The following is a 24,122-nucleotide window of genomic DNA, read 5'->3' as shown; positions in this document are numbered from 1 at the left end:
AGAGCTTGTTGCCATCCAAGGATATGGAGGTGACAACCGATGAGCCTTTCCGTTCCCACCATGGCGGCCATCCGCTTCGGTTATGGCCTGCGGCCCGGCGAGGCGCCGGTTCAGGGCAATAACGACTTGCTCGGTCAGTTGAAGGCCGTTGGGCAATCACCGCCCAGATTCCCGGTCGGCGGGATCGAGGCGCGGCGCAAGCAAATCGCCGATCTCCAGCAAGGGCTGCACGATCTGCGTCGCGTTGCGGACGGCCCAACGCGGCGGCAGCGCCGCGATGTTCTACAGAAGAGCGTTGAGCACAGTTTCAAACAGGACTTGAATGCGCGGCTTCTGCAGGCCGTGCTGTCTCCAAACGGTTTTCACGAGCGTCTTGCGACCTTCTGGACCAATCACTTCGCGACGAGCGCCAGCAAGAGCCTACAGATGCGGCTGGTCGTCCCGCTCTATGAGGCAGAAGCCATTCGTCCGCACATCAATGGGCGTTTTGCGGATCTGTTGAGAAGTGCCACGGAACATCCGGCCATGCTGATCTACCTCGATCAGGTCTTGTCGCTCGGTCCGGATTCCGCCGGCGGGCTCAGCAAGAAGAAGGGCTTGAACGAAAACCTCGGACGCGAGCTACTGGAGCTGCATACGCTTGGCGCCGGCAGTGGATATACGCAGGCCGATGTTAGGGCGGCGGCAATGGTGCTGACCGGACTGACGACGGATCGGCTGGACGTCGACATGGTGTTCCAGCCGAGCATATCAGAGCCAGGCTCACAAAAGGTTCTGGGCGTGAATTACGGCAGCGTGCGCAGGTCGCCGCGGGATTTTCTCTCCTTGCTCGATGACCTCGCCGCGAACCCGAAAACGGCACAGCACATCTGCCGCAAGCTCGTTGTCCATTTCATCTCAGACCAACCGCCCGATGACATCATCGCGGCCATGACGGCGGCGTGGAAGCGGACGGATGGCGACCTGACCTCGATCTATGCTGCGATGCTCGACAACCCCGCCGCCTGGGCAAATCCCGGTGCGAAGGCGCGGCAGCCTTTCGATTTCGTGGTCGCGGGGCTACGGGCGCTGAACGACGAGGGCGGCGATGGCGATGTCGGCAGGTTTTTTGAAGCCTACGGCAACGACGACGTAACCGACACTCAGGCGATGACGGACGACGATCCGGCGGCGGCGAAGACACGCAAGGCGACGCAAACCATGATGGCGATCGGGCAGGGCGCATTGCGTCGCATGGGCCAGCCGATGTGGGAGCCCCCGAGCCCGGCCGGGTTCGAGGAGTCCTTCTCGGTCTGGATCACCGCGAGCCAGCTGGCAGAGCGGCTCCGCTGGGCGCGCCGGGCCTCGGCTCAGTTCGGGCAGGGGCTGGATCCACGCGAGTTTCTCAAGGCAACGCTTGCCGATGCCGCGCGCGACGATACGATCCGCGTTGTCAGCCAGGCACCCAGCAAGATCAGCGGTTTGATGCTCGCTTTGGCGTCGCCGGAATTCAATCGTCGATAGGAGCCTGGCCATGACAAATCTCGTGCTTTCCCGCCGCAGCTTTCTCGCCTCGGCCTGCTGCGTGGCGGCCGCGCCGATCTTCACGCCCGTCACCTTCGCGGCCATGCCCGGCGACAATCGCTTCGTGACGATCGTGCTGCGCGGCGCCATGGACGGGCTGGACCTGGTGCAGCCCTATGGCGAGGCCGGCTTTGCGGCGCTTCGCCCGACGCTCGCCCTCACGCCCGATGCCGGCCTGTTCGATCTCGATGGGCATTTCGGGCTGCATCCGGAGGCGGCCGATCTTCTGCCCCTCTGGAAGCACAAGGAACTGGCTTTCGTTCATGCCGTGTCGACGCCTTACCGCGACCAGCGGAGCCATTTCGACGGGCAGGACATGCTGGAGTCGGGCGGCGAGCACGTCTCGGAGGAAAAGACGGGCTGGCTCAACCGCGCGCTCGCGGTGATCCCGCGCTCCGATGCGCGCCGGGCGATCGATATCAACACGACGACGGAACTCATCCTGTCCGGGCCGAACAATGTCGATGTCTGGGCGTCCGATTCCGGTCTTGATCCGGCGAAGGACGAGATGCAGTTCCTGAAACGCCTCTATGCCGGGGATCCGGCCTTTGCAAGCGCGATGGCGGAAGCCACGCGCGCCAATGCCGCCTCTATGAGCGCAGAGCCGGATGGGATGCGGGGCAAGGGTGTTGTGGAGGTTGCGACCTTTGCCGGCAGCATGTTGAAGGGCGACTACCGGATCGCCAGTTTTTCCATTAGCGGCTGGGACACCCATGCCGGACAGATCGAGCAGTTCAAGCGGCCGGTCCAGGAGCTCGCGCAGGCGATCAATACGCTGAAGGCTACGCTGGGCGCCGATATCTGGTCGAAGACGGTGGTGCTGGCAATGACGGAGTTCGGCCGGACGGTGCGCGAGAACGGCTCCGGCGGTACCGATCATGGCACCGGAGGCTGTGCCGTGTTCGCTGGCGGCAGCATCAACGGCGGTCGTATCCTGGGCCGATGGCCGGGGCTCAATGATCAGCAGTTGCTCGATGCACGCGACCTGGCGCCGACGGCCGATATCAGGGAACTTGCTGCCGCTGCCCTCTACCGGCAGTTCGATGTGACGGCCGGCGATCTCACCAGCAAGATCTTTCCGGGCGTCAGCTTCGACAAGGGATCGCAGTTCCTCAGGATCTAAGGGTTCCTTCCGCGCCAGGCGGAAGCCGCCAACGACTTGAAGCATTTGGATTTGGCGTTACATGGTGGCGCCAGCTCCAACTCTCGGGAATCATCCATGCCATTTGCCCTCAATCCTGCCGCCATCTGGCCGGTTGTCATGCTCCTTGCCTCCAACGTCTTCATGACTTTTGCCTGGTACGGCCACCTGAAGCACAAGAGTTCGGCGATCTTCATCGCCATCGTCGTCAGTTGGGCGATCGCATTCTTCGAATATTGCCTGGCGGTGCCGGCAAATCGTATCGGCTCCGAGGTCTACTCGACCGCGCAGCTGAAGACGATGCAGGAAGTGATCACACTGATCGTCTTCTCCGGGTTCTCCGTCTTCTGGCTCGGTGAAAGCCTGACCTGGAACCATGCGATCGGCTTTGCCCTGATCGCCGTGGGCGCGTCCTTCATCTTCCGCGGCTGAGGCTTTCGTCGCCTCGCCGCCGGTTGTCAGCCCAGCACGTCGTAGAGCCGGAAGATGAAGCTGATCTGGTAGATCAGGTTCAGCGTCACGAAGATCGCGTGGAACCGCCGGTTGGCGGTCCAGGCAGCGATGACGCAAAGCAGGATGTAGACGATGTTGCGGGCTGGAAACTCCCAGCCTAGCGACTGAATATGATCCTGGTCCTTGATGGCCGTGTCGATGATGTCGACCGCGTAGGTGAGCGCGAGCAGGCCAAAGAACCAGCGGCGGCGCGAGATGAAATATTCCTCGTAGCCGCCGTAGTCGTCGAGGGACGCCGGAAAGAGCAGGCTGCAAAGCAGGAAGAACAGGCTGCAGAAGCAGACCAGGAACAGGTAGATTCCGAAATGCAGGACAGGGACGGCCTGCAGGCGATATTCCCACCACCAGATATGGATGATGAACAGGAACAGCGACAGCGCCCACCCCAGGTGGACGGGGTAGACCTTGTTCTTCCCGGGATGCTGGACGATACCGGCGAGCCCGGTGAGAAGGCGAGCAAGGCTCAACGAAAGCACCATCCCCATAACGACCTTGATATGGAGAAAGACTTCGGGAGAGGCGACTTGCTCCATCCGTCACTCCGCCGGTACGGGCGTCGGCTGCCCTTTTTCGTCGAGTGCGACCATGATGAAGGTTCCGGCAGTTACGCGTAGCATGTCGTTGTAGCGCGCCCGCGTCGCCCATGCTTCGACCGAAAGCGTAATTGAGGTCCGCCCGACGCGTTCGATTTGGGTGTAGACCGAAAGCGTATCACCGATCTTCACAGGCAGGGCGAAGGCCATTTCCTTGACGGCAGCGGTCACCACGCGAGCCTTGGCCCGCTCGGAGGCACAGATGCCGGACGCAAGGTCCATCTGCGCCATGACCCAGCCGCCGAAGATGTCGCCAGCCGGATTGGCATCGGCGGGCATTGCGACGGTGCGCAGGGTCAAGGTGCCGGTCGGTTTGGTGGGTTCAGCCATGGGACTTCCTGTATGTTGCATTGCCATTGTCGATTCACGGCAAGCCTAACCCAAAGGCCCCGTTCCTAAAAGCGCCGGGAAAGGCGTGCCTGAAACCGCGCCGAAATTATATTCTCTCGCCGAAAATTCTTTGTATTCAATTTCTTAGTCGTCCGTCACCTCTCTTGAAGGTGCAATTGACGTAGCGTTATGTAAGTTTCTCCTAATCGATATTCACCGTCCGGTAAGTCGCCGAAGCAATACTTGATGATTATCAAAACAGCATCCGACGGATACTCATGCGCAACGTCAAGATTTCCACACGCCTTTACACGCTCGTTAGTCTGGCTCTTGTCATTCTGGTTCTGACGATCGGTTTCTTCCTCAACTACTCACATGCCAAGCTCGAGGACGAACGGCGCCACGGCCTTGCGCAGATGGATGCGACGGCGATCGGCATCTTCCAGAAATACTACAAGCTGGAGCAGTCGGGCGCGATGACACGCGAGCAGGCGCAAACGGCTGCAAAGGAAGTCGTTTCCGCCATGCGCTACGGCGGCAGCGGTTATCTCTGGATCAACGACATGCATCCGACGATGATCATGCATCCGATCAAGCCGGAGCTGAACGGCACGGATCTCTCGCAGAACAAGGATCCGAACGGCAAGTTCATTTTCGTCGAGTTCGTGAATACCGTGAAGAAGAGCGGCGAGGGCTTTGTCGACTATTACTGGCCGAAGCCCGGTGCTGCCGAGCCCGTGCTGAAGTATTCCCACGTCGTCGGCTTCGAGCCATGGGGCTGGGTGGTTGGCACTGGCGTCTATGCTGATGACTTGGCCGCGCTCTACCGCCAGAACGCGTTGTGGGCCGCGATTGTCTGTGTCGTTGGCGCCATCATCATCCTGTCCGTCGCGTTTGCGATCGTGCGTAGCGTGACCTCGCCGATCGCACGGTTGAAGGCTGCCATGAACGCGATCGCCGATGAACGGGACGCCGAGATCGTCGATCACGATCGTCGCGACGAGGTCGGTGCGATGGCGAAATCGCTTCTGGTGCTGCGCGATTCCGTTCGTGAGCGCTCTGCCATGCGCGACCGCGAAAGCCAGCAGCAAAAGCAGATCGAGGACGAGCGCCGCGGCAATGAGGCGAGCTGGCGTACAGCCGCCGACCGGCAGACCTTCGCCATTCAGGCGCTGGGCGCCGGACTTGAGCGGCTTGCCGCCGGCGACTTGACTGTTTCGATCGACGACATTGGCGTCGACTACGGCAAGCTCCGGTCCGACTTCAACTCGGCGGTGGAGGCCCTCAACGGTGTTATCCAGGCGATCGCTGAATCGACCCGGATCGTCAACGATAGCGCCGGCAATATCAGCGAGGCGACCAACAACCTGTCGAAGCGCACCGAGCAGCAGGCTGCGGCGCTCGAGGAAACCGCCGCGGCACTCGACGAGATCACGGCGACAGTGAAGACCGCATCCGAGCGGGCGAGCGAAGCGCGCGAGATGGTGTCCGAAACCAAGGCCAGCACCGGCAAGTCCGGCGAGATCGTCCGCGACGCCGTTGCGGCGATGAACCGGATCGAGGACGCTTCCAGCCGGATCGGCCAGATCATCGGCGTCATCGACGAGATCGCTTTCCAGACGAACCTGCTGGCGCTCAACGCCGGCGTCGAGGCGGCGCGTGCCGGTGAAGCGGGACGCGGATTTGCCGTCGTCGCGCAGGAAGTTCGCGAGCTTGCACAACGCTCCGCCAATGCCGCCAAGGAGATCAAGAGCCTGATCGGCAATTCGGCGCGCGAAGTCGAAGGCGGGGTGACGCTCGTTCGCTCGACCGGGGAGGCGCTGGTGGAGATCGAGGAGCTGGTCAATCGCGTTAACAACCACGTCAGCTCGATCGCCACTGCTGCCCGCGAGCAGGCGACCGGCCTCAACGAGATCAACACTTCCGTCAATCACATGGACCAGATGACACAACAGAACGCCGCCATGGTCGAGGAAACGACCGCGGCAAGCCAGACGCTGGCGCAGGAAAGCGATCAGCTGCGCGGGCTGCTGTCGAATTTCAGGCTGAAGGACGCCCGGGTGGCCCGCCAGCATCTGACGCGTGCGGCCTAGAGCGAAACGTCTCCGTGGGGCGGCTCTGCAACCATCCCACGGATTTTACCAGTACTGCTTGAATTTCAATCTTCGCATAGTAAGCTCCACGCCTGTCATTCGATGAGGGTATGGATGTCGGTTTCGAGACGCGGCTTGCACGACATCGTGCTTCTCCTGTTCGCCTTTGCTTCCATTCTATTCACAACATGCACCGTTGATGCTGCTGACTTCGATCAGGAGCGAATCGCGCCGGAGCGCGAATGGGCCGTCATCGTCAGCCCCTATGTCTGGGCGGCATCGCTCAAGGGTAAAGCGTCTCTTGCGGGCTTCGACACGAATGTCGACGTGCCATTCTCGGAGATATTCGATCATCTCGATTTCGTTGCCATGGGCAACGTCGAGATCACGAACGGCCAGTGGGGCGTCTACTTCGATGGCCAGTACGTGCAGACAAGCCAGGACGAGCAGGTTCTCGCCCATGAGATCGGCCTCGATATCACGACGACAACCTTGTCGGCGGGCGCCTTCTACAAGGCCTATGAATGGCAGCTCGGTGGCAACACCGTTTTCGGAAAGCCACGGACGGTGTCGATCGAGCCGACCATAGGCCTGCGCTGGACGGAGCTGAAGGCCGATGTCGAGGCATTCGGGCTGAAGACGACAAAAAGTGCCGACTGGACAGACCCGTTTGTCGGCCTGAGAGTGAACGCCGACCTGACCGAACGGTGGAACGTGGTCGCTGAAGCGGACGTCGGCGGCTTCGACGTCGGTTCGAAGATCAGCGTCAATGCGCAAGCCTATCTCGGCTATCGGACCATGCTGATGGGTCATCCGACGATCCTCAGGGCAGGGTATCGGCTCTTGTATCAGGATTATGAGAACGACGATTTTACCGGCGCAAACAAGTTTCGCTGGGATGTAAGCCAGCACGGGCCGGTACTTGGACTATCTATGCGGTTCTAGTTCACGACAATCACGACATGGAGATTGGTCATGTTCTTCGTCAGGAAATCCATCACGCGCTCCTTGGTATCGCTCGCGCTGGGCTCCATGCTGGTCTTCGGGCAAACGGCGGCGGAAGCGTGCACGCGGCTTGTCTATCTGGGCCCGAACGGCAACGTCATCACGGCGCGCTCCATGGACTGGAAAAGCGACGTGGCGACCAACCTATATATCCTGCCGCGCGGCATGGCGCGCAGCGGCGAGGCGGGCCCCAATTCAATTGCCTGGACGGCCAAATATGGGAGCGTCGTGGCGACAGGCTATGATGTTTCCACGACCGATGGCGTCAACGAAGCCGGACTGAACGTCAACCTGCTCTGGCTGGTCGAATCCGAATATCCGCACTTCGACAAGGCGAGCCGGCCGGGCCTCACGATCGCGGCCTGGGGGCAGTATGTCCTGGACAACTTTGCCACCGTCAAGGAGGCTGTCGATGCGCTCGAGAAAGAGCCATTCACCATCGTGACCGACAATGTACCCGGCGAAAATCGGCTGACAACGCTGCATCTTTCGATGTCGGACGCGAGCGGCGACAGCGCGATCGTCGAATATATCAAGGGCAAGCAGGTCATCCATCATGACCGCAAGTACCAGGTGATGACGAATTCGCCGATCTTCGACGAACAGCTGGCCCTGAACAGCTACTGGAAGCAGATCGGCGGCACGGTGATGCTGCCGGGGACGAACAGGGCATCGGACCGCTTTGCCCGCGCGTCGTTCTACGTCAATGCGATTCCGAAGGACGAAGATCCGAACCGCGCGTTGGCGAGCGTCTTCAGCGTGATCCGTAATGCGTCCGTGCCTTACGGCATCACCACGCCGGACGAGCCGAACATCTCCTCGACGAGATGGCGCACGGTCTTCGATCACAAGCGCAAGCTTTACTTCTTCGAGTCGGCGCTGACGCCAAACACCTTTTGGGTCGATCTCAAGAGTATCGACTTTTCCAAGGAGACCGGGAAAGTAAAGCGCTTGGATCTCGGAGAAAACCAGGATCACACCTATTCCGGAGATGCGACCAAGGACTTCAAGGACGCCAAACCGTTCGTTTTCCTGGGCCTGCACTAGCCGGCCGCCGGAATGGCAACGGAATGTTGCCGGGAATTGACTGAGTTCGACACGTTGAGGGGAGAATGGCATGCGGCGCCTGCTTTCGAATCTGATTGCCTCCCTTTCGGTGGTCGGTCTGGTGTTGGGGTTTGCATTTTTTGCGGCCTCGCTGACGCCCAGCCTGATGCCGCGTTCGTTTCTCGTGCAGGGGGCGTTGTCGGGGCTTGCTGGTGCTGTCGGCTATATGTTCGGCGTCGCGTTCGTGTGGTTGTGGGGCTATCTGGAGCTTCCGGCAGCGCGCACGGTGCCGGTGGCGCTAAGGGCCGCTGTCTATGTCTGCGGCGTGATCGTGTCCGTGATCTTCCTCTGGCAGGCGGCTGGCTGGCAGAACTCGATCCGTGATCTCTGGCATATGGAACGCGTGGACAGCGCCGATCCCTTCAAGCTCGTGGCGGTCGCGGCTCTGGTGTTTCTTGCAGCCGTGTTCCTCGGGCGGCTCTTCCGGTACACGGTGCTGCGGATCTCCGGCTGGTTGGGGCGCTTCGTTCCGCGGCGGGTGTCCAATGTCATCGGGGCGGCGATTGCGATCTTCCTCTTCTGGTCGATCGTCGAGGGTGTTTTGCTTCGCACGGCGCTGCATCTGGCCGACTCGTCCTTCCAGAAGATCGATGCGATGCTGGAAGACGACGTTCCGGCGCCGGCAGATCCGGGCAAGACCGGCAGTACGGCATCACCGATTAGCTGGACCGGGCTCGGGCGGCAGGGCCGTCATTTCATTGCCTCGGGCCCGACCGCAGCGACGATCGGCTCCTTCTGGAAGGAGCAGGCGCGTGATCCGATCCGCGTCTATGTCGGCCTGAACAATGCCGATACCATCGAGGCGCGGGCAAAGCTCGCGCTGCAGGAACTGAAGCGGCAAGGCGCCTTCGATCGGTCGCTGTTGGTGATCATCGTGCCCACCGGCACTGGATGGGTCGATCCCGCCGCGATGGATACGGTCGAATATCTGCATCACGGCGATATCGCGAGCGTGGCCATGCAGTATTCCTATCTGACGAGCTGGCTGTCGCTGCTCGTGGAGCCGGAATATGGGGCTGAATCGGCCAAGGCGCTCTTTCGCGAAGTTTACGGCTACTGGACCACACTGCCTCGCGACAAGCGCCCGAAACTCTACCTGCACGGGCTCAGCCTGGGGGCGCTGAACTCGCAGATCTCGGCTGACATATTCGATATCGTCGCCGATCCCTTCCAGGGTGCTCTCTGGAGCGGCCCTCCCTTCGAGAGCGTGACATGGCGGGCGGTGACGGCGGCGCGCGACCCGCAGTCGCCGGCATGGCTGCCGAAGTTTAGGGACAGTTCGATCATTCGCTTCACCAACCAGAACAACGCGCTCGACATTCCCGGTGCGACGTGGGGACCGATCCGCATCGTTTACCTGCAATATGCGAGCGATGCGGTGACCTTTTTCGACGAGAAGGCATTCTATCGCGAGCCGGAGTGGATGCGGCGGCCGCGCGGCCCCGATGTGACGCCGAGCCTCAGATGGTTCCCGGCGCTGACCATGCTGCAACTGCTGTTCGACATGGCGATCGCCACGACATCACCGATGGGGTACGGCCATGTCTACGCGCCGCAGCACTATATCGACGGCTGGGTTGCGGTGACGGCCCCACAGATCGAGCCCGCCCGGATCGATGATCTGAAGCGATATTTCGAGGCGCAGTCCGCCTCGATCGAGGGGCATGACTGATTTTGGCCCGGATATTGCGTCCGTAAATGGGAATATGCTGTGGGTTAACCATATTCCTTATGTTTTCGTTTAGGGTCCCGTTGCAGTTTGCGCGTCAGTGGCTGGGAAACCACATCTTTGAGGCTCGAACAATGACCTATAGCGGCTTGCTTCTTTCTGCCATCGTGGCCGGCCTGATCACAATTCTTGCGATCGGCAGTCGTCCGGCGACCGAGGCGGCATCCAACTGGCCACAGATGGAACTTAATAAAACCGACCGGATCATGACGGGTAGCCTTCCACCTCGATAGGGGCTCGTCGGCCGCGTGAGTGCGCCGCGCAGCGATCACTGCGCGTCGAAATACAAGAAATGGCCTGCATGAACTGAGATGGCGGCGCAAGGCCGCGTTAAGAGTGCACCACGTATGCGAGTGAGATAGTCAAGGCAGTAGTATCATCATGAATAGCTTGAATCCTCGTTACGACGTCATTTGCGATCCACTCGATACCTGGACGGTCTGGGACAATCACACCGAAGAACCAGCAACCTTCGGCGGTCAGGTGCTCTTCGGCTTGACCGAGGGCTATGCCGTCGAAGTGGCAAAGATCATGAACGAGCTCTATGGCAAGGCGGACCGGAGCGTGATCGCCAAGGGTGCTACGCCCGCGGTTTCCGGCTTGCGCCACGTCAGTTGACGCTGCCGGCCAGTTCTTCGCGGCAGCTTGGCAGACGCTTCCTTCCGCCCCGGTAGCTTCCTACCCTTATTGTCCAGCTGGCGCTGACGCGCTGTTGCGGCTATCCTTTATTCCTTCAAGCATTCGCGGTCCGACATCAGGTGTGCGAGGCGTCGGCTAGTCCGGCTTCGCCGGGGAGGCAGATGCCGTGGGTACGAAGGATCTTTTTCGCGGGCCGCTGACCACGCCGCCCGGTTTCGGGAGCCGATCGGCAATCTGCCGCACAGACCGACGCTGGACTATTCCGCCGCGGTCGCGACCTTCAGTGAAGATGTTCCTCCGGCACCAACGGCCATGGTCGAGGTGCTCGACGATCTTGTCGCCAGGGCCGAGCCCGGCCTTCATCGGATGACGGGGCCGCGCTTCTTCGGCTGGGTGATCGGGGGCTCCCATCCCATGGGCGTCGCCGCCGACTTTCTGACCAGCGCGTGGGGCCAGAACGCCGGCAACCACACGGCAACTCCCTCCGCCGCGGCGGTCGAGGGCATCGCTGCGCGGTGGCTACTCGATATCCTTGGCCTGCCTGCGCAGAACTCTGTCGGTTTCGTGACCGGCGCGACGCTCGCCAATTTCACCTGCCTTGCCGCCGCTCGCGGGGAGGTGCTGCGTCGGGCGAACTGGGACGTCGACGCGCAAGGGCTGTTCGGTGCGCCGCCGATCACGGTCCTTATTGGTGACGACGCGCATACGACCGTGTTTTCCGCATTGCAGTTTCTGGGGCTCGGTCATGACCGGGTCGTCAGACTGCCGACTGACGACCACGGTCGCATCGCGGTTTCGGCGTTTTCAGAGGCGATTGCCGCCGTCCAGGGGCCGTGCATCGTCATCCTTCAGGCCGGGCAGATCAATACCGGCGCTTTCGACGATTTCTCGGTCCTCATTCCGCTGGCGCATTCCGCCGGTGCCTGGGTGCATGTCGATGGCGCCTTCGGTCTGTGGGCGCAGTCATCCGCCAAACGCCGTCATCTCACGGCCGACGTTGCGCTCGCCGACAGCTGGGCCACCGACGGCCACAAGTGGCTGCAGACGCCCTACGACTGCGGCTACGCGATCGTGCGCAACGAACTCGCTCACCGCCGCGCCATGACCATTGCCGCGAGCTACCTGCCTCTGGCGGCCGAAGGCGAGCGGGATCCCTCGCATTATGTGCCCGAGCTGTCCCGGCGGGCGCGTGGTTTTGCGACTTGGGCCATGATCAAGCATCTCGGTCGCACCGGCATCGAAGCCATGGTCGACCGCGCTTGTGAGGCGGCAAGTGAGCTGGCTCAGAAGCTGGCAAGGGAGCCGGGTGTGGTCATCGCCAACGATGTGGTGCTGAACCAGATCGTCGTGCGGTTCGAGGACGAGCGCTGGCCGGGGCAGGGCGACGAGCTGACGACACGGACAATCGCGGCAATCCAGCGCGACGGCCGGATCTTTGCCGGCGGCGCGACGTGGCGTGGCACGCAGGTCATGCGCCTGTCGGTCACCAATTTTCAGACGGATACGGCCGAGGTGGCGCTCGCCGCCGAGGCGATCATCGATGCCTATCGATCGGCGAAAATCGGCGCCTAGTCATAGGCCGCGTTTGCTGCACCGAGCAGCCTGTCGCGGCTGCTGAACGTAGCTCTTTCGGGAGCATGGGGCCGGCCTGCGATTTCTCGACCGTGGATCGCGAGGGCTTCGAGGTAAGCTTTCGTTCACCGTTTTTTACTAAATTTCGATTGAACTTCTTTGATGACTGCCGTTCTGCGGAAGCGATTTTGGTATGGCGTTTGTTTCCATTCTGCGGCGTTATGTGCTGCCTGTGCTGCTGTCGACAGCACTGACGACGTGCTCGACGGATGGGCTCATTCCGCCGGGCGAAGTGGATCATGGCACGACGGTCAGCTCTATTTCTCCACCCAAGCGCTATGCCGCGCCGGTCTCCGCGCAGCCAGTCGAAACCCGGCAGGCCTATCCCGTATCCAGCCAGCCGGTGAGCGGTACCCAGCAATCGATCGACTATCTGGATACGCCGAACCTCGCAGGGACCGGACACTCGGCACGCAACGCTCAACCAGGCGGGCTCCCGCGCATGGACAGCGATCAGGCCGCCGCCGGAGCGCGGGGCGCTGCCGGGCAGTTCCAGGGGCAACCGCAGAACTGGGGTGGCACCCAGGCGCTTGCGGTGCCAGAGGGCGGCGTCAACATGGATGCCGAACTCGGCGCCGAGCCGGTGACCGGCTTGGCGCAGGAAGAGCAGCAGCAGATCGCCGAAGGACAATCCGACCAGCCGGTCGTCGATGGCATCGGTACAGACAATCCGACCCAACTCAATCGCGCGCGCGTCGCGCAGCCCGCAAGCGAGGCTGTTGTGAGCGAGTCTCGCGTCTGGAGCGATGGCAGGTCCGTGGTGGCTCCGTCGCGCGTGCCGGAGGAAAATGAGACGCAGGTTGCCATGCTGCGTCCCAGCAATCCGATGATGAGCCGACCTGCTCCCGTCGATCCCGGCGTCATGCCGGCGTCCGAGTTGGCGTGTCGTCGTGAGCTGAAGCGAATGGGCGTCGTCTATACCGACAAGCCGCCGATTTCGCAGGGGCCGGCCTGCCAGGTGCCATATCCCATCTCGCTGCAGGGGCTTTCCGGCAATATCGGGGTGAGGCCCGCCGTTACGCTGAACTGCCAGGTAACACTAGCTTTCGCTAAGTGGGTGAAGAACGAACTCGCGCCGTCGGCACGCTTTCGCTACTGGTCCGGCATCAAGACCATCGAGCCTCTTGGCGGCTATAGCTGCCGGCGCATGAACAACAGCCGGCAGAAATACAATCCGATGTCCGAGCATGCGCACGGCAATGCGATCGACGTGGGCAAGTTCGTGCTGAAAAGCGGCCATGAGATCGACGTGCGCAAGAAGGGGCTGTTCTCTTTCCGCGAAGGGCGCCTGTTGCAGGCGGTTCGCAGCGACAGCTGCCGGTACTTCAACACCGTTCTCGGCCCCGGCAGCAATCCTGAGCACTGGAACCATTTCCATTTCGACCTGAGATCGCGCCAGAGCGGCAAGGTCTATTGCGACTGATCTCTCCCGAGACCTAACAAAAGCGCCGGCGCGAAGGCCGGCGAGGCACATGCTGCCGGGTGCTGGCCAGCTTCCGGCGCCTTGATAATGCGCGGACGCCGCGCTGCTTTGCCTTGGGGCCGCGGACGAGGTGCAACGAGATCACCTGCACGGCTCCCCAAGGGGTGCGGCGGGAGGGAGCGTGCTGTCGGCCCGCCGATGTTATGCCTTGGAAATGTCACCGCCTGATGACGTGGCGCCAAGCTGTGCTCTTTTTCGCGGATGCCCGTTTACGAGGAAATGAATGCTCTGTTCACAGCCGGCGGGATGTCAAACGTCTCCAAAGCGGCTATATAGCGGCACAAAACGCCCGCGAATTTGCACGAGCCCTGAATGGCCCCCATCATTTCGATCCGCAATCTCACCAAAACCTATGCCAATGGTTTCCAGGCGCTGAAGGGCATCGATCTCGATGTCGTGAAAGGCGAGATCCTGGCGCTGCTTGGACCCAACGGCGCCGGCAAGACGACGATGATCTCGATCGTCTGCGGTATTGCCAATCCGAGCGGGGGGCAGGTGATGGTCGGGGGCCACGACGTGGTCAGGGACTTCCGTGCAACCCGATCGATGATCGGCCTCGTTCCGCAGGAGTTGACGACCGACCAGTTCGAAACGGTCTGGAACACAGTGAGCTTTTCGCGCGGCCTGCACGGCAAGAAGCCGAACCCGGCCCACATCGAGAAGGTCCTTCGCGACCTGTCACTCTGGGACAAGAAGGACAACATGCTGCGCCAGCTTTCGGGCGGCATGAAGCGGCGCGTGCTGATCGCCAAGGCGCTGTCGCATGAACCGGACATCCTGTTTCTTGATGAGCCGACGGCGGGCGTCGACGTCGCATTGCGCAAGGACATGTGGCAGGTGGTCGAGAAGCTCCGGCAGGCCGGCGTTACGATCATCCTAACGACGCATTATATCGAAGAGGCCGAGGAGATTGCCGATCGCGTCGGCGTGATCAATGGCGGTCAACTGCTGCTGGTCGAGGAAAAGAAGGCGCTGATGGCCAAACTTGGGCGTAAGCAGCTGATTCTGGAGTTGACCAAACCACTCGAGGCACTGCCGGAGAGCTTTGTCGGGAACGGGCTCTCGCTGGCTGCCGACGGCAACCGGCTGATCTACGAGTTCGACGCCCAGAACGAGCAGGAGAGCATCGCGTCGCTGCTGACGCGGCTTGGCCAAGAGGACATCCACTTCAAGGATCTGTCGACGCAGCAGAGTTCGCTGGAAGATATCTTCGTGGCGCTCGTGGGAGGAGCGAAATGAACTTCGAGGCCATCAAGTCCATCTATTTCTTCGAGATGGCGCGCACGCGCCGCACGCTGCTGCAAAGTGTCGTCTCGCCGGTCATTTCGACATCGCTCTATTTCATCGTGTTCGGCGCGGCCGTCGGTTCGCGCATCCAGGAGGTCGATGGCGTTCCCTACGGTGCCTTCATTACGCCGGGGCTGATCATGCTGACCCTGCTTGGCCAGTGCATCAGCAACGGTTCCTTCGGCATCTATTTTCCGAAGTTCACCGGGACGATCTACGAGGTGCTGTCCGCGCCGGTCGCCATGACCGAGATCCTGCTCGGCTATGTCGGGGCGGCGGCGACGAAGGGGCTGATGATCGGCGTCATCATCCTGCTGACAGCCAACATCTTCGTGGACGTGAGGATCGAGCATCCGTTCATGATGGCGCTGTTCTTCCTGCTCACGGCGATCACCTTCAGCCTTTTCGGCTTCATGATCGGCATCTGGGCCGCGAACTTCGAGCAGTTGAACCTGATCCCGATGCTGGTCGTCCCGCCGCTGACGTTCCTTGGCGGCAGCTTCTATTCGATCAATATGCTGCCGCCCTTCTGGCAGGCTGTCAGCCATTTCAATCCGGTGCTCTATCTCGTGAGCGGCTTTCGCTGGAGCTTCTTCGGGATCGCCGACGTCAACCCGCTGGTCAGCCTCGGCATGATCACCTTCTTTCTGGCGATCTGCCTCGGCACGCTCGGCTGGATCTTCAAAACCGGCTACCGGCTGCGGAACTAGGCCGATTTCGTGCCGGCGATTTCTCCATCGTCCATGGAGCCGCCGTTGAGCGTCATGTAGATGACGATGACGACGATGGCGCCGAGGAACAGGAGGCTGGTGTAGATCGTGCCGAATCCGAGCCCGCCATACTCCAGCGGCTGGGCCAGGAGATCGCCGAAGGACGCTCCGAGCGGTCGGGTGAAGATGTAGGCCAGCCAGAAGGCGAGAATGCCGTTGATCCTGCCTGCGTAGTAGCCGAGCGCAATAATGCCGACGACAAGGACGAAGAGCGCAGCGGTCGCGAGATAGCCGACATCAAGCGTTTCGGCGATCCAGTCGCCCGCGGCAGTTCCGAGTGCGAAGGTGAACAGGATTGCCAGCCAATAGAAGTTTTCGCGCCGGTCGGTGTAGATCGTGTGAATGGACAGCGTCCCCTCGAGCCGGTGCCAGATCAGGAACGTCAGGATCAGGGCGACGGTGAAAACGATCGTCGTGACTTCGAGCGGGACGCCGAAATTGTCGACGAGATTGTCGGTCACCAGCGTGCCGACGATACTGATCAGGACGACCGCCAGCCAATAGACCCAAGGGATATAGCGCTTGCGTGTGAATTGCAGCGCGATGGCGACCACAAGCACGACAGTCATGATCATTGATGTCACGGTCAGGCCCAGGCCGAGATTGACGGCCAGGTAGTCGGCTGCCGTTTCGCCCATGGTCACGGCCATCAGCTTGATCAGCCAGAAATCGAAGGTCGCCTCGGGCACGCGGTTTGCACGCGCACCGAAAGGAAAGACAGGTCGTGTCATTCGCTCTACTCCAGCGCTTGTCACTTGCCCATGATCTTCATGGCGTCTGCAAGAAACTTGTCGGAGCGGGTGTCATCATCGGCATTGCAGCGTTCGATGGCCTTGGTTTCGAGTGCTTCCACCGCCTTTGCGTCGGCATCGTTGAGTTTGGCCGAGGCCTTGGTGGCACGCATTTCCTTCAGCATGTCTTCGCAGGGGGCGGCGGCGTGCGCGGGAAGGGCAACGACGATGAAGCCCAATGCCACGACTGAGCTCAGAATTCCGGCGGCAACGATGGTTCGCATGATCTACTCCTTGAACTGACCTGGCACTGTTGGCCATGTCAGGCAGGTTAGAGGCACGACCATACGCCGGCTTTGCTGGAAACATACCGTTTCGTAAGGTTGCGGCCCGGCGCTGGCGTCTTCGCGAAAATCAGCTAACGTGAAATTGCCAGGCGAGCGGAGCGAACGGTAGCGAATGCGAATACTGCTGGTCGAGGACGACCGAAAGACGACCGACTATGTGGCGAAGGGCTTCGCGGAGGCAGGCCATGTCTGCGACGTCGTTCATGACGGTCGCGACGGCCTTTTTCAGGCGAGCCACGAAGCCTACGACGTTGTCGTCGTCGACCGGATGCTGCCGGGGCTCGACGGCCTGTCGCTGGTACGTGCGCTGCGCGCCGCGCGGGTCGGCATTCCGGCATTGTTCCTGACCTCGATCGGTGGCGTCGATGATCGTGTCGATGGGCTGGAGGCCGGTGGCGATGACTATCTGGTCAAGCCTTTCGCCTTTTCCGAGCTTCTCGCCCGCGCAAACGCGCTGGCGCGCCGGCCGCCCGTGCAGGAGCAGAAGACGGTGCTGCGGGTTGCCGACCTGGAACTCGATCTCATCCGCAGGCAGGCGACGCGTGCGGGACAGCCGATTGAACTGCAACCGCGGGAATTCACGCTGCTCGAGGTCCTGATGCGGGGCGAGGGGCGGGTGTTGACGCGAACCATGCTGCTCGAGCGGGTGTGGGATTTCCATTTCGATCCGAAGACGAGCGTGGTGGAGACACATATCAGCCGGCTCAGGGCGAAGGTTGATAAGCCCTTTGATATCCAGTTGCTGCACACGGTCAGAAACACCGGCTACAGCCTACATGCCCCGCGCTAATCTTCTTCGCAGCACGCCGTTCCGGCTCGCTCTGACATTCGGCCTGCTGTTCATCACCGCATTCTTCGTCGCCGGGGTCATCACCTATCGGACACTGGAACGCGGGTTGACGCGGCAGCTCGACGAGTCCGTGAACGCGACCTATCTCGCGGTTGCCTCGACCTTCTCGCAGAACGACGCCGAAGACCTGATTGCTGCGGTCAATACCTATGCCAGCCTGCATGGAGCAGGCCGCGGGGTGTTTTCCTTGGCGGATGCGAGTGGCAAGCGCCTTGCTGGCAACTTGGCGCCGCCTGCGCTGTCGGAAGGACTGTGGGACGTCGATTCCGACGATCTTGGCCTTCCCGGCAACAAGAAGTATCGCGCGCGGGTGGGCATCGTCGGCGGCAACCGACTTGTCGTCGGTCAGAGTTTCAGCGAGAGGGACCGCCTCGCCAATATACTGCTGATCAGCCTGGGATGGAGCGCCGGGCTGATCGTCGTCATCGCGTTCGCTGGTGCGATGTTTGTCGCCGCGCGGGCGCAGGGTCGACTTGATGCCGTCGCACGGACGATGGAGGACGTGTCGAACGGGCAGCTGGCCACGCGGATTCGCCTGAAGGGAAATGGCGACGATATCGACCGTGTTTCCGACCACATTAACCACGCGCTCGACCGTCTTTCAGGGCTGGTGGACGGGATGAGGCAGGTGAGCGCCGACATCGCTCACGAACTCAAGACGCCGCTCAACCGCCTCAAGATGACCCTGGAGGATGCGGCGGACAAGGACGAGCGGGGGCAGCCGGTCGCAAGCCTGCTTGCGGAAGCGCGCGCCGAGAGCGACCAGATCAACGCCACCTTCGAGGCGCTGCTCAGGATATCGCAGCTCGAGGCCGGCACCCGCAGGACGCGGTTTCAGCCGGTCGACCTCGTTGATGTCATGTCTTCGGTGGCCGAGATCTATGCGGATGTTGCGGAGGACGAGGGACACAGCCTTCAATTCTCCGGCCCGGACGCCAAGAGCGCCATGGTCATGGGCGATCGCGAGCTCTTGACGCAGCTGTTCGTCAACCTGATCGAGAATGCCATCAACCACTGTCCACCGGGGACGGCCATACAGCTCGGGCTCGAGATCGAAGGCGGCGCGGCGCTGGCAACGGTGACCGATAGCGGACCGGGCATCCCCGCTCATGAGCGGGAAAAGGTCTTCCGCCGGCTCTACAGGCTCGACAAGAGCCGGACGACTCCCGGGAGCGGATTGGGGCTCAGCCTCGTCAGGGCGATCTCCGACCTGCATTTCGCGGAGTTGTCGCTGGAAGACAACCGGCCAGGCGTCCGGGTCGCATTGTCACTGCCGCTGTCGGACTAAGGCTCAGTCCCGGAGCCGCAGCTCGTCCGTCTGCATCTGGAGCGAGCCCAGCGTCTCGAGGAAGCTCATGCCGAGCAGGCTCTGGTCGAGTTTTCCGTCTTCGGCGACGCTGGCCGCAACATTGTTGCGAACGATCGGGCCGATCGCGACTTCGGAGAGGGTGACGGGCGCCGCGCGTGCACGTCCATTCGCGGTCATGACGCTCATGGAATAATCAAGGTTCTCGGGAATGATCCCGACGCGCTCGGCGTCCTCGCGGGAGAGGGCGACCATGCTGGCACCCGTATCGACGAGCATCGATATCCGCTGGCCGTTGACGGAGACTACCGCCTCGAAGTGGCCGTTCAGGAGCTTGTGAAGAATGACCTCTTCACCACCCTCGCTTGTCGTGACCACGAAGGCGCGGCCGGGGATGAGCCCAGCAAGCAGGCGATTGCCGACGCCAAGGGTTTCCTGGCGGTAGACGTAGGCCGTCGCAAGACCGAGGATGAGGACAAGCCATATCAGCAGGTTGCGCATCGTCTCGCCGAGGCTGATCCGACGCGCCCATATTCCGGCGGCCAGCATCAGGGCAATCGGCAGCAGGTAGACGACACGGCCGAAGTCGTCCGTTCGCATGCCGAACAGGCGATTGTCGTCATTGCTGAAGAGCAGGAGCGCCAAGCCAAATCCGAGGACACCGAGAGCGACGGTCAAGCGCGTCATGCAGTCTGCTCCGCGTTCAAGTTCCCTTGCCTGCTGCCCCCGGCAAAGGTCTGCTGCGCCGGGAGGCGGGTGGGCAGGATGAGCATCAGCCGGTTGCGCTCGTCATCCGACAATGTGATCCAGTCTCCGATTTCCTGGAGGGTCCGACCGCAGCCGACACAGAGGCCGATGGCCTGATCGATAGAGCATACGTTGATGCATGGTGTCCGCATAATCAGACTATATCGATGTTTCACAAAGACATGGCAATAGCGCAGAGTGCCGCGATCTCGGAAATCTGTGCGGTGGCGCCAAGCGTGTCCCCGGTGTGGCCGTGGAGGCGTTTGCGAACGAAAACCGAAAAGGCAACGGTGGACAAGCCTGCAGCGAGCAGGCAGGTGACCAGCGGCAGCAGCCCCAGGCTCGGCCAGATGAGGATGGCGCCGAGGAGGCAGCCGGAGACGAGTGCGGTGTGCATGACGCCTTCGCCCGGCTGGCCGGCCGCTGCGGCGACGCCGTCGGGCTTGGCCGGCGGCAATCGATGCCAATGCCAGACGAGCGCACCTCGGCTGACGCATGCGACGGCCAACACTCCCAAAGCTGCGGCGAGGGGCGGGGCGGCGCTCGCTATGGCCGCGATCGCGGCGGCACGGATGGCGAAGGAGAGGATCAGGGAGATCGCGCCATAGGTGCCGATGCGGCTGTCCTTCATGATCGACAGGCTATGATCTCGATCTCGGCCACCACCGATCCCGTCAGCGCTGTCTGCGAGCCCGTCTTCATGCAGGGCGCCGGTCACGATCGCCTGTACGCCAAGCGCGACGAGGGCCGACATCAGGCGGTCGGCGCGCAACCCCAGCATTACCAGAAACACCAGTGCCGGCAGCAGGCCGATGATCAAGCCGGCCAGTGGAAACGCACGGGCGACGCGGCTGAGCTTGCCGTCGAAACCTGAAAAGACGGATTGGGGCACTGGAAAGCGGCTGAGGAACGAGACGGCGCGGGCAACGTCTGTGACATAGTTTCCAATGCTCATTCTGCACTTGCCCCGCGACCATTTGCAGCGCTTTTGCAGTTGTTCGCCTGCGTCGCTGCCTTTAAGAGAGTGGCGACGAAAGAAGCTGATTTGCAGCCAAAAGACAAGTTTACAGACAAGACAAGGAAGCCGCATTCATGAGCGTTTCAGGCCTGCCATTCGATGATTTCCGGGCGCTTCTGCGCGATCTGCCGGGCCCGGATGCCGCGGCACTGGTTGCCGCGCGCGAGCGCGACGCGCAGCTGACGAAGCCGCCGGGTGCGCTCGGACGGCTTGAGGAAATCGCTTTCTGGCTGGCGGCCTGGACGGGCCGCGCCCCGGCCGTGAACCGGCCGCTGGTCGCGATCTTCGCTGGCAACCATGGCGTTGTTCGCCAGGGGATCACGCCGTTTCCGCCTTCGGTGACGCAGCAGATGGTCGAAAATTTCGCCGCCGGTGGCGCCGCGATCAACCAGATCTGTGTGGCCAATGATCTTGGTCTGAAGGTTTTCGACCTCGCTCTCGACTATCCGACCGGGGACATCACAGAGGAAGCAGCCCTGTCGGAGCGCGACTGCGCAGCGACGATGGCATTCGGCATGGAGGCGATCGCTGGCGGCACGGACCTGCTCTGCATCGGTGAGATGGGGATCGGCAACACCACGATTGCCGCAGCGATCAACTACGCCCTCTACGGCGGCTCGGCCCGCGACTGGGTTGGACCGGGCACCGGATCGGAAGGCGAGATGCTGGAGCGCAAGATTGCGGCTGTCGAAAAGGCGGTCGCCCTGCACAGCGATCATCTCGACGATCCGCTTGAAATCATGCGCCGGCTCGGCGGCCGCGAAATCGCGGCCATGGCCGGAGCTATCCTTGCCGCGCGCGTCGAGCGGATCCCGGTGCTGATCGACGGCTATGTCGCGACCGCGGCCGCCGCAATCCTGAAAGCAGCCAATCCGTCTGCGCTCGATCATTGCCTTATCGGCCATGTTTCGGGCGAGCCGGGGCATCTGCGGGCAATCGAGATGCTGGGCAAGACCCCGCTTCTGGCGCTGGGCATGCGGCTGGGTGAGGGCACTGGGGCAGCACTTGCCGCCGGTATCGTCAAGGCGGCGGCGGCCTGCCACTCGGGCATGGCGACATTTGCACAGGCAGGTGTTACGAATAAGCACTGACCTTCAGGTTCGTGACAGGTTTATGACAGAGTTCTTGCGGCGCTTACCGCGAACCGGTATTCGCATTTTCTGATACATGGCGGCCGTGGGCCGCCATCGACATGATGACGAGGCGCTTGATGAAACCTGCCGTAACCAAACTCACTGGCATCAGCCACTTCTTCGCTGCTGCCAGCTATTCACTCGGCGGTTTCCGGCGACTGATCAAGGAGGCCGCATTCCGGCAGGAGCTGCTGTTCTTTGCCGTTTCGCTGATCCTGCTGATTGCTGTCGGGGCGACGCTGGTCGAACTGATGATCGCGGTGCTTCTCTTCCTCGTCCTGTTTGCTTTCGAGGCGTTGAACACCGCCATCGAGGAAGTGATCGACCGGATCTCGCCGGAGATCTCGATGGTTGGAAAGCATGCGAAGGATCTGGGCTCGTTTGCGGTTCTTTGCATGATCGCCGCCTGCGGCATCTTCCTGCTGTTCACCGTCGGAAAACATCTGCTGCACGTATGATGCGATAGCGTCGCCGGCATTGCGTGCGGCGCGGTGCCTTCAGCCAATTTCCAGAATGATCAGGCGAAGCTGCGGCGGCGGCGTGAGACCGCTTGCGTATCTTCCACGGCCGGCACCGTCTGCAGTACGCGGCGCGCCGGAAGAATGGCGATGACCTCGGTACCTTCCCGCAGCTTGGACTTGAGGATGAACTGACCGTCGTGCTTGGCAAGGATCGCCTGCACGATGGGCAAGCCGAGCCCGGTGCCCTGTTCGGCGCTCTTGATGGCGATCGAGCCTTGCCCGAATGCGGATAGCACAACGGGAATCTCGTCCTCGGGGATACCAGGCCCATTGTCCTTGATGGAGACATACTGGCCGCCGCCGGCGGTCCAGCCGACCTTCATATGGATCTCGCCGGATTGCGGCGTGAATTTTACCGCGTTCGACAGCAGATTGAGGATGACCTGGCGCATCGACTTTTCGTCCGCCCAGACGGACGGAAGCTCTGCCTCGAACTGCTGCGTGATCGAGATGTTCTTGCTGCGGGCGCGCAGCTGCACCATGCCGATGCATTCCTCGGAGATGTCGAGCAGCGAAATTGCTTCTTCGCTCAGTTCATATTTCCCGGCCTCGATGCGCGAGAGGTCGAGGATTTCGTTGATCAGGTCGAGCAGATGCTGTCCGGATCGATGGATGTCGCTGGTGTATTCCTTGTAGGTCGGGTTGTTGAGTGGCCCCATGACCTCGGCGGACATCACTTCGGAGAAGCCGAGAATGGCGTTCAGCGGCGTCCTGAGTTCGTGCGACATGGAGGCCAGGAATCGCGACTTCGCAAGGTTTGCCTCCTCGGCACGGCGGCGGGCCTCGTCCGACATGGACTTGGCCACTTCAAGCTCGGCGATCAGATCGTCCTTCTCCGCCTGGTAGGCGAGGATCTTCAAGTTCGACTGGAACAGCCGGTCACTGATGTAGTTGAAGAAAAGGACGGTGGTCGTGAGAATGGCCGTCAGGCTGATCTCGAGAATTTCGCGCGACAGCGCCGCCTTGATGCCTATGCCGACGATGACAGGGACAAAGGCCACCAGCACCGACGGTGTGAGCATGAAATTCGACATTGCCGTTAGCGACAGCGCGATCAGCAGGGTGGCGCCCTTGTAGAGGACGAAGCTGGATGGTTCGCAGGTTGCGCAATCCTGGACGGCGAAAACCGCCCAGCAGCAACCGATCATGAATTGACCAAGCAGCAACGCACGCCGCCATTTGCGGGCGCGTGCCGTCGTCATCTCGTGCTTGCGGGCGCGGCGCGCAAGGAAGACGTTTGTTGCGTGCGCCGTGAGCGTCAGCAGCGCCCAGAGAAATATCTGTGTGTTTTCGGTGAAGTAGACCCCAAGCGCCGCGACGATGATGACGAAGAGGGGCATGATCGAGGCGCCCTGGAGCACCGCGTTGATGTACATGACGAGCACGTCGCGATCGAAGGCACCGCTCGCTGAATGGCTGGATTGCAGGCGTTCGCGCGTCACGCGAACAGCCTTGGAAACCGGCTTGTTGCGGTGACTGCGTGATTTGTCGACGATATTCTTATCGTTCGATGTGCTGACGCCGTTACTCATTGCACACGTTGAAACTTGATCCGCGGATTTCTACACCCTAGACCCCAATTCT

General features: G+C 61.6%; 25 protein-coding genes. 17 read left to right on the top strand and 8 right to left on the bottom strand.

Annotated elements, in window-relative coordinates; translation table 11 throughout:
• Nucleotides 1-39: 39 nt before the first annotated feature.
• From A6U87_RS24845 to A6U87_RS24835, 3 genes are all read left to right on the top strand, one after another.
• Entirely contained in the window at nt 40-1,503 is a 1,464-nt protein-coding gene (locus tag A6U87_RS24845; RefSeq protein ID WP_065693990.1) for a DUF1800 family protein, read from the top strand.
• 10 nt (nt 1,504-1,513) lie between these two features.
• On the top strand, nt 1,514-2,686 hold the full coding sequence (locus A6U87_RS24840; protein WP_065693989.1) for a DUF1501 domain-containing protein: 1,173 nt from the start codon (nt 1,514-1,516) through the stop codon (nt 2,684-2,686).
• Between the two features lie 96 nt (nt 2,687-2,782).
• A complete protein-coding gene (locus A6U87_RS24835; RefSeq protein WP_065693988.1) occupies nt 2,783-3,136 on the top strand; it encodes a DMT family protein in 354 nt (117 codons plus the stop codon).
• Nucleotides 3,137-3,162: 26 nt separating this feature from the next.
• Here A6U87_RS24835 and A6U87_RS24830 read toward each other — a convergent pair whose 3' ends face one another.
• A complete protein-coding gene (locus tag A6U87_RS24830) occupies nt 3,163-3,750 on the bottom strand; it encodes a hypothetical protein (protein WP_065693987.1) in 588 nt (195 codons plus the stop codon).
• A 3-nt stretch (nt 3,751-3,753) separates the two neighbouring features.
• Nucleotides 3,754-4,140 carry an acyl-CoA thioesterase gene (locus tag A6U87_RS24825; protein ID WP_065693986.1) on the bottom strand — a complete coding sequence of 129 codons (387 nt, stop codon included), beginning with the start codon at nt 4,138-4,140 and terminating at the stop codon, nt 3,754-3,756.
• Between the two features lie 278 nt (nt 4,141-4,418).
• Here A6U87_RS24825 and A6U87_RS24820 point away from each other — a divergent pair, with 278 nt between their 5' ends.
• From A6U87_RS24820 to A6U87_RS24780, 10 genes are all read left to right on the top strand, one after another.
• A complete protein-coding gene (locus A6U87_RS24820) occupies nt 4,419-6,233 on the top strand; it encodes a methyl-accepting chemotaxis protein (RefSeq protein ID WP_065693985.1) in 1,815 nt (604 codons plus the stop codon).
• Nucleotides 6,234-6,347: 114 nt separating this feature from the next.
• Nucleotides 6,348-7,178 (top strand): hypothetical protein, encoded by an 831-nt coding sequence (locus A6U87_RS24815; RefSeq protein ID WP_065693984.1) that lies wholly within the window; start codon nt 6,348-6,350, stop codon nt 7,176-7,178.
• Between the two features lie 87 nt (nt 7,179-7,265).
• Nucleotides 7,266-8,285: a linear amide C-N hydrolase gene (locus tag A6U87_RS24810; RefSeq protein ID WP_065693983.1), complete on the top strand. Its 1,020-nt coding sequence runs from the start codon at nt 7,266-7,268 to the stop codon at nt 8,283-8,285.
• Between the two features lie 70 nt (nt 8,286-8,355).
• Nucleotides 8,356-10,017: an alpha/beta-hydrolase family protein gene (locus tag A6U87_RS24805; protein ID WP_065693982.1), complete on the top strand. Its 1,662-nt coding sequence runs from the start codon at nt 8,356-8,358 to the stop codon at nt 10,015-10,017.
• Between the two features lie 131 nt (nt 10,018-10,148).
• Nucleotides 10,149-10,307, top strand: a complete 159-nt coding sequence (locus A6U87_RS30240; RefSeq protein WP_198928756.1) for a hypothetical protein — start codon at nt 10,149-10,151, stop codon at nt 10,305-10,307.
• Nucleotides 10,308-10,455: 148 nt separating this feature from the next.
• A complete protein-coding gene (locus tag A6U87_RS24800; RefSeq protein ID WP_065693981.1) occupies nt 10,456-10,692 on the top strand; it encodes a hypothetical protein in 237 nt (78 codons plus the stop codon).
• 246 nt (nt 10,693-10,938) lie between these two features.
• Nucleotides 10,939-12,285 (top strand): aspartate aminotransferase family protein, encoded by a 1,347-nt coding sequence (locus tag A6U87_RS24795; protein ID WP_065693980.1) that lies wholly within the window; start codon nt 10,939-10,941, stop codon nt 12,283-12,285.
• 193 nt (nt 12,286-12,478) lie between these two features.
• Entirely contained in the window at nt 12,479-13,768 is a 1,290-nt protein-coding gene (locus tag A6U87_RS24790; protein ID WP_065693979.1) for an extensin family protein, read from the top strand.
• Between the two features lie 372 nt (nt 13,769-14,140).
• On the top strand, nt 14,141-15,067 hold the full coding sequence (locus tag A6U87_RS24785) for an ABC transporter ATP-binding protein (RefSeq protein ID WP_065693978.1): 927 nt from the start codon (nt 14,141-14,143) through the stop codon (nt 15,065-15,067).
• The gene (locus tag A6U87_RS24780; RefSeq protein ID WP_065693977.1) at nt 15,064-15,825 is read left to right on the top strand and encodes an ABC transporter permease; all 762 of its coding nucleotides are present in this window, start codon (nt 15,064-15,066) and stop codon (nt 15,823-15,825) included. The genes A6U87_RS24785 and A6U87_RS24780 overlap by 4 nt, the downstream gene beginning before the upstream one ends.
• On the opposite strand, the gene A6U87_RS24775 is transcribed toward A6U87_RS24780, so the two are convergent.
• Nucleotides 15,822-16,616: a hypothetical protein gene (locus A6U87_RS24775; protein ID WP_065693976.1), complete on the bottom strand. Its 795-nt coding sequence runs from the start codon at nt 16,614-16,616 to the stop codon at nt 15,822-15,824. The two genes, A6U87_RS24780 and A6U87_RS24775, sit on opposite strands and share 4 nt — an antisense overlap.
• A gap of 20 nt (nt 16,617-16,636) precedes the next feature.
• Nucleotides 16,637-16,900 (bottom strand): hypothetical protein, encoded by a 264-nt coding sequence (locus A6U87_RS24770; RefSeq protein WP_065693975.1) that lies wholly within the window; start codon nt 16,898-16,900, stop codon nt 16,637-16,639.
• 175 nt (nt 16,901-17,075) lie between these two features.
• Here A6U87_RS24770 and A6U87_RS24765 point away from each other — a divergent pair, with 175 nt between their 5' ends.
• Nucleotides 17,076-17,753 (top strand): winged helix-turn-helix domain-containing protein, encoded by a 678-nt coding sequence (locus A6U87_RS24765; RefSeq protein ID WP_065693974.1) that lies wholly within the window; start codon nt 17,076-17,078, stop codon nt 17,751-17,753.
• Entirely contained in the window at nt 17,740-19,101 is a 1,362-nt protein-coding gene (locus A6U87_RS24760) for a HAMP domain-containing sensor histidine kinase (RefSeq protein ID WP_065693973.1), read from the top strand. The genes A6U87_RS24765 and A6U87_RS24760 overlap by 14 nt, the downstream gene beginning before the upstream one ends.
• A gap of 3 nt (nt 19,102-19,104) precedes the next feature.
• Here the strand turns inward: A6U87_RS24760 and A6U87_RS24755 are convergent, their stop codons facing one another.
• From A6U87_RS24755 to A6U87_RS24745, 3 genes are read right to left on the bottom strand one after another with little or no spacing between them, the layout of a single operon-like run.
• Nucleotides 19,105-19,806 (bottom strand): TIGR02281 family clan AA aspartic protease, encoded by a 702-nt coding sequence (locus tag A6U87_RS24755; RefSeq protein ID WP_065693972.1) that lies wholly within the window; start codon nt 19,804-19,806, stop codon nt 19,105-19,107.
• Nucleotides 19,803-20,018 carry a DUF1289 domain-containing protein gene (locus A6U87_RS24750; protein ID WP_065693971.1) on the bottom strand — a complete coding sequence of 72 codons (216 nt, stop codon included), beginning with the start codon at nt 20,016-20,018 and terminating at the stop codon, nt 19,803-19,805. Before A6U87_RS24750 ends, A6U87_RS24755 begins: the two co-directional genes overlap by 4 nt.
• Before the next feature lie 20 nt (nt 20,019-20,038).
• Nucleotides 20,039-20,821, bottom strand: a complete 783-nt coding sequence (locus A6U87_RS24745; RefSeq protein WP_065693970.1) for an adenosylcobinamide-GDP ribazoletransferase — start codon at nt 20,819-20,821, stop codon at nt 20,039-20,041.
• Between the two features lie 137 nt (nt 20,822-20,958).
• Here A6U87_RS24745 and cobT point away from each other — a divergent pair, with 137 nt between their 5' ends.
• Both cobT and A6U87_RS24735 read left to right on the top strand, forming a co-directional pair.
• Nucleotides 20,959-21,975: a nicotinate-nucleotide--dimethylbenzimidazole phosphoribosyltransferase gene (gene cobT, locus A6U87_RS24740; protein WP_065693969.1), complete on the top strand. Its 1,017-nt coding sequence runs from the start codon at nt 20,959-20,961 to the stop codon at nt 21,973-21,975.
• A gap of 119 nt (nt 21,976-22,094) precedes the next feature.
• The gene (locus A6U87_RS24735) at nt 22,095-22,475 is read left to right on the top strand and encodes a diacylglycerol kinase (protein WP_065693968.1); all 381 of its coding nucleotides are present in this window, start codon (nt 22,095-22,097) and stop codon (nt 22,473-22,475) included.
• 59 nt (nt 22,476-22,534) lie between these two features.
• Here A6U87_RS24735 and A6U87_RS24730 read toward each other — a convergent pair whose 3' ends face one another.
• On the bottom strand, nt 22,535-24,070 hold the full coding sequence (locus tag A6U87_RS24730) for a sensor histidine kinase KdpD (protein ID WP_065693967.1): 1,536 nt from the start codon (nt 24,068-24,070) through the stop codon (nt 22,535-22,537).
• Nucleotides 24,071-24,122: the final 52 nt, after the last annotated feature.

Source organism: Rhizobium sp. AC44/96 (assembly GCF_001692185.1).
Classification (GTDB): domain Bacteria; phylum Pseudomonadota; class Alphaproteobacteria; order Rhizobiales; family Rhizobiaceae; genus Rhizobium.
The sequence above is the reverse complement of the archived record's forward strand: the minus strand, read 5'-3'. Positions and strand labels throughout refer to the sequence as shown.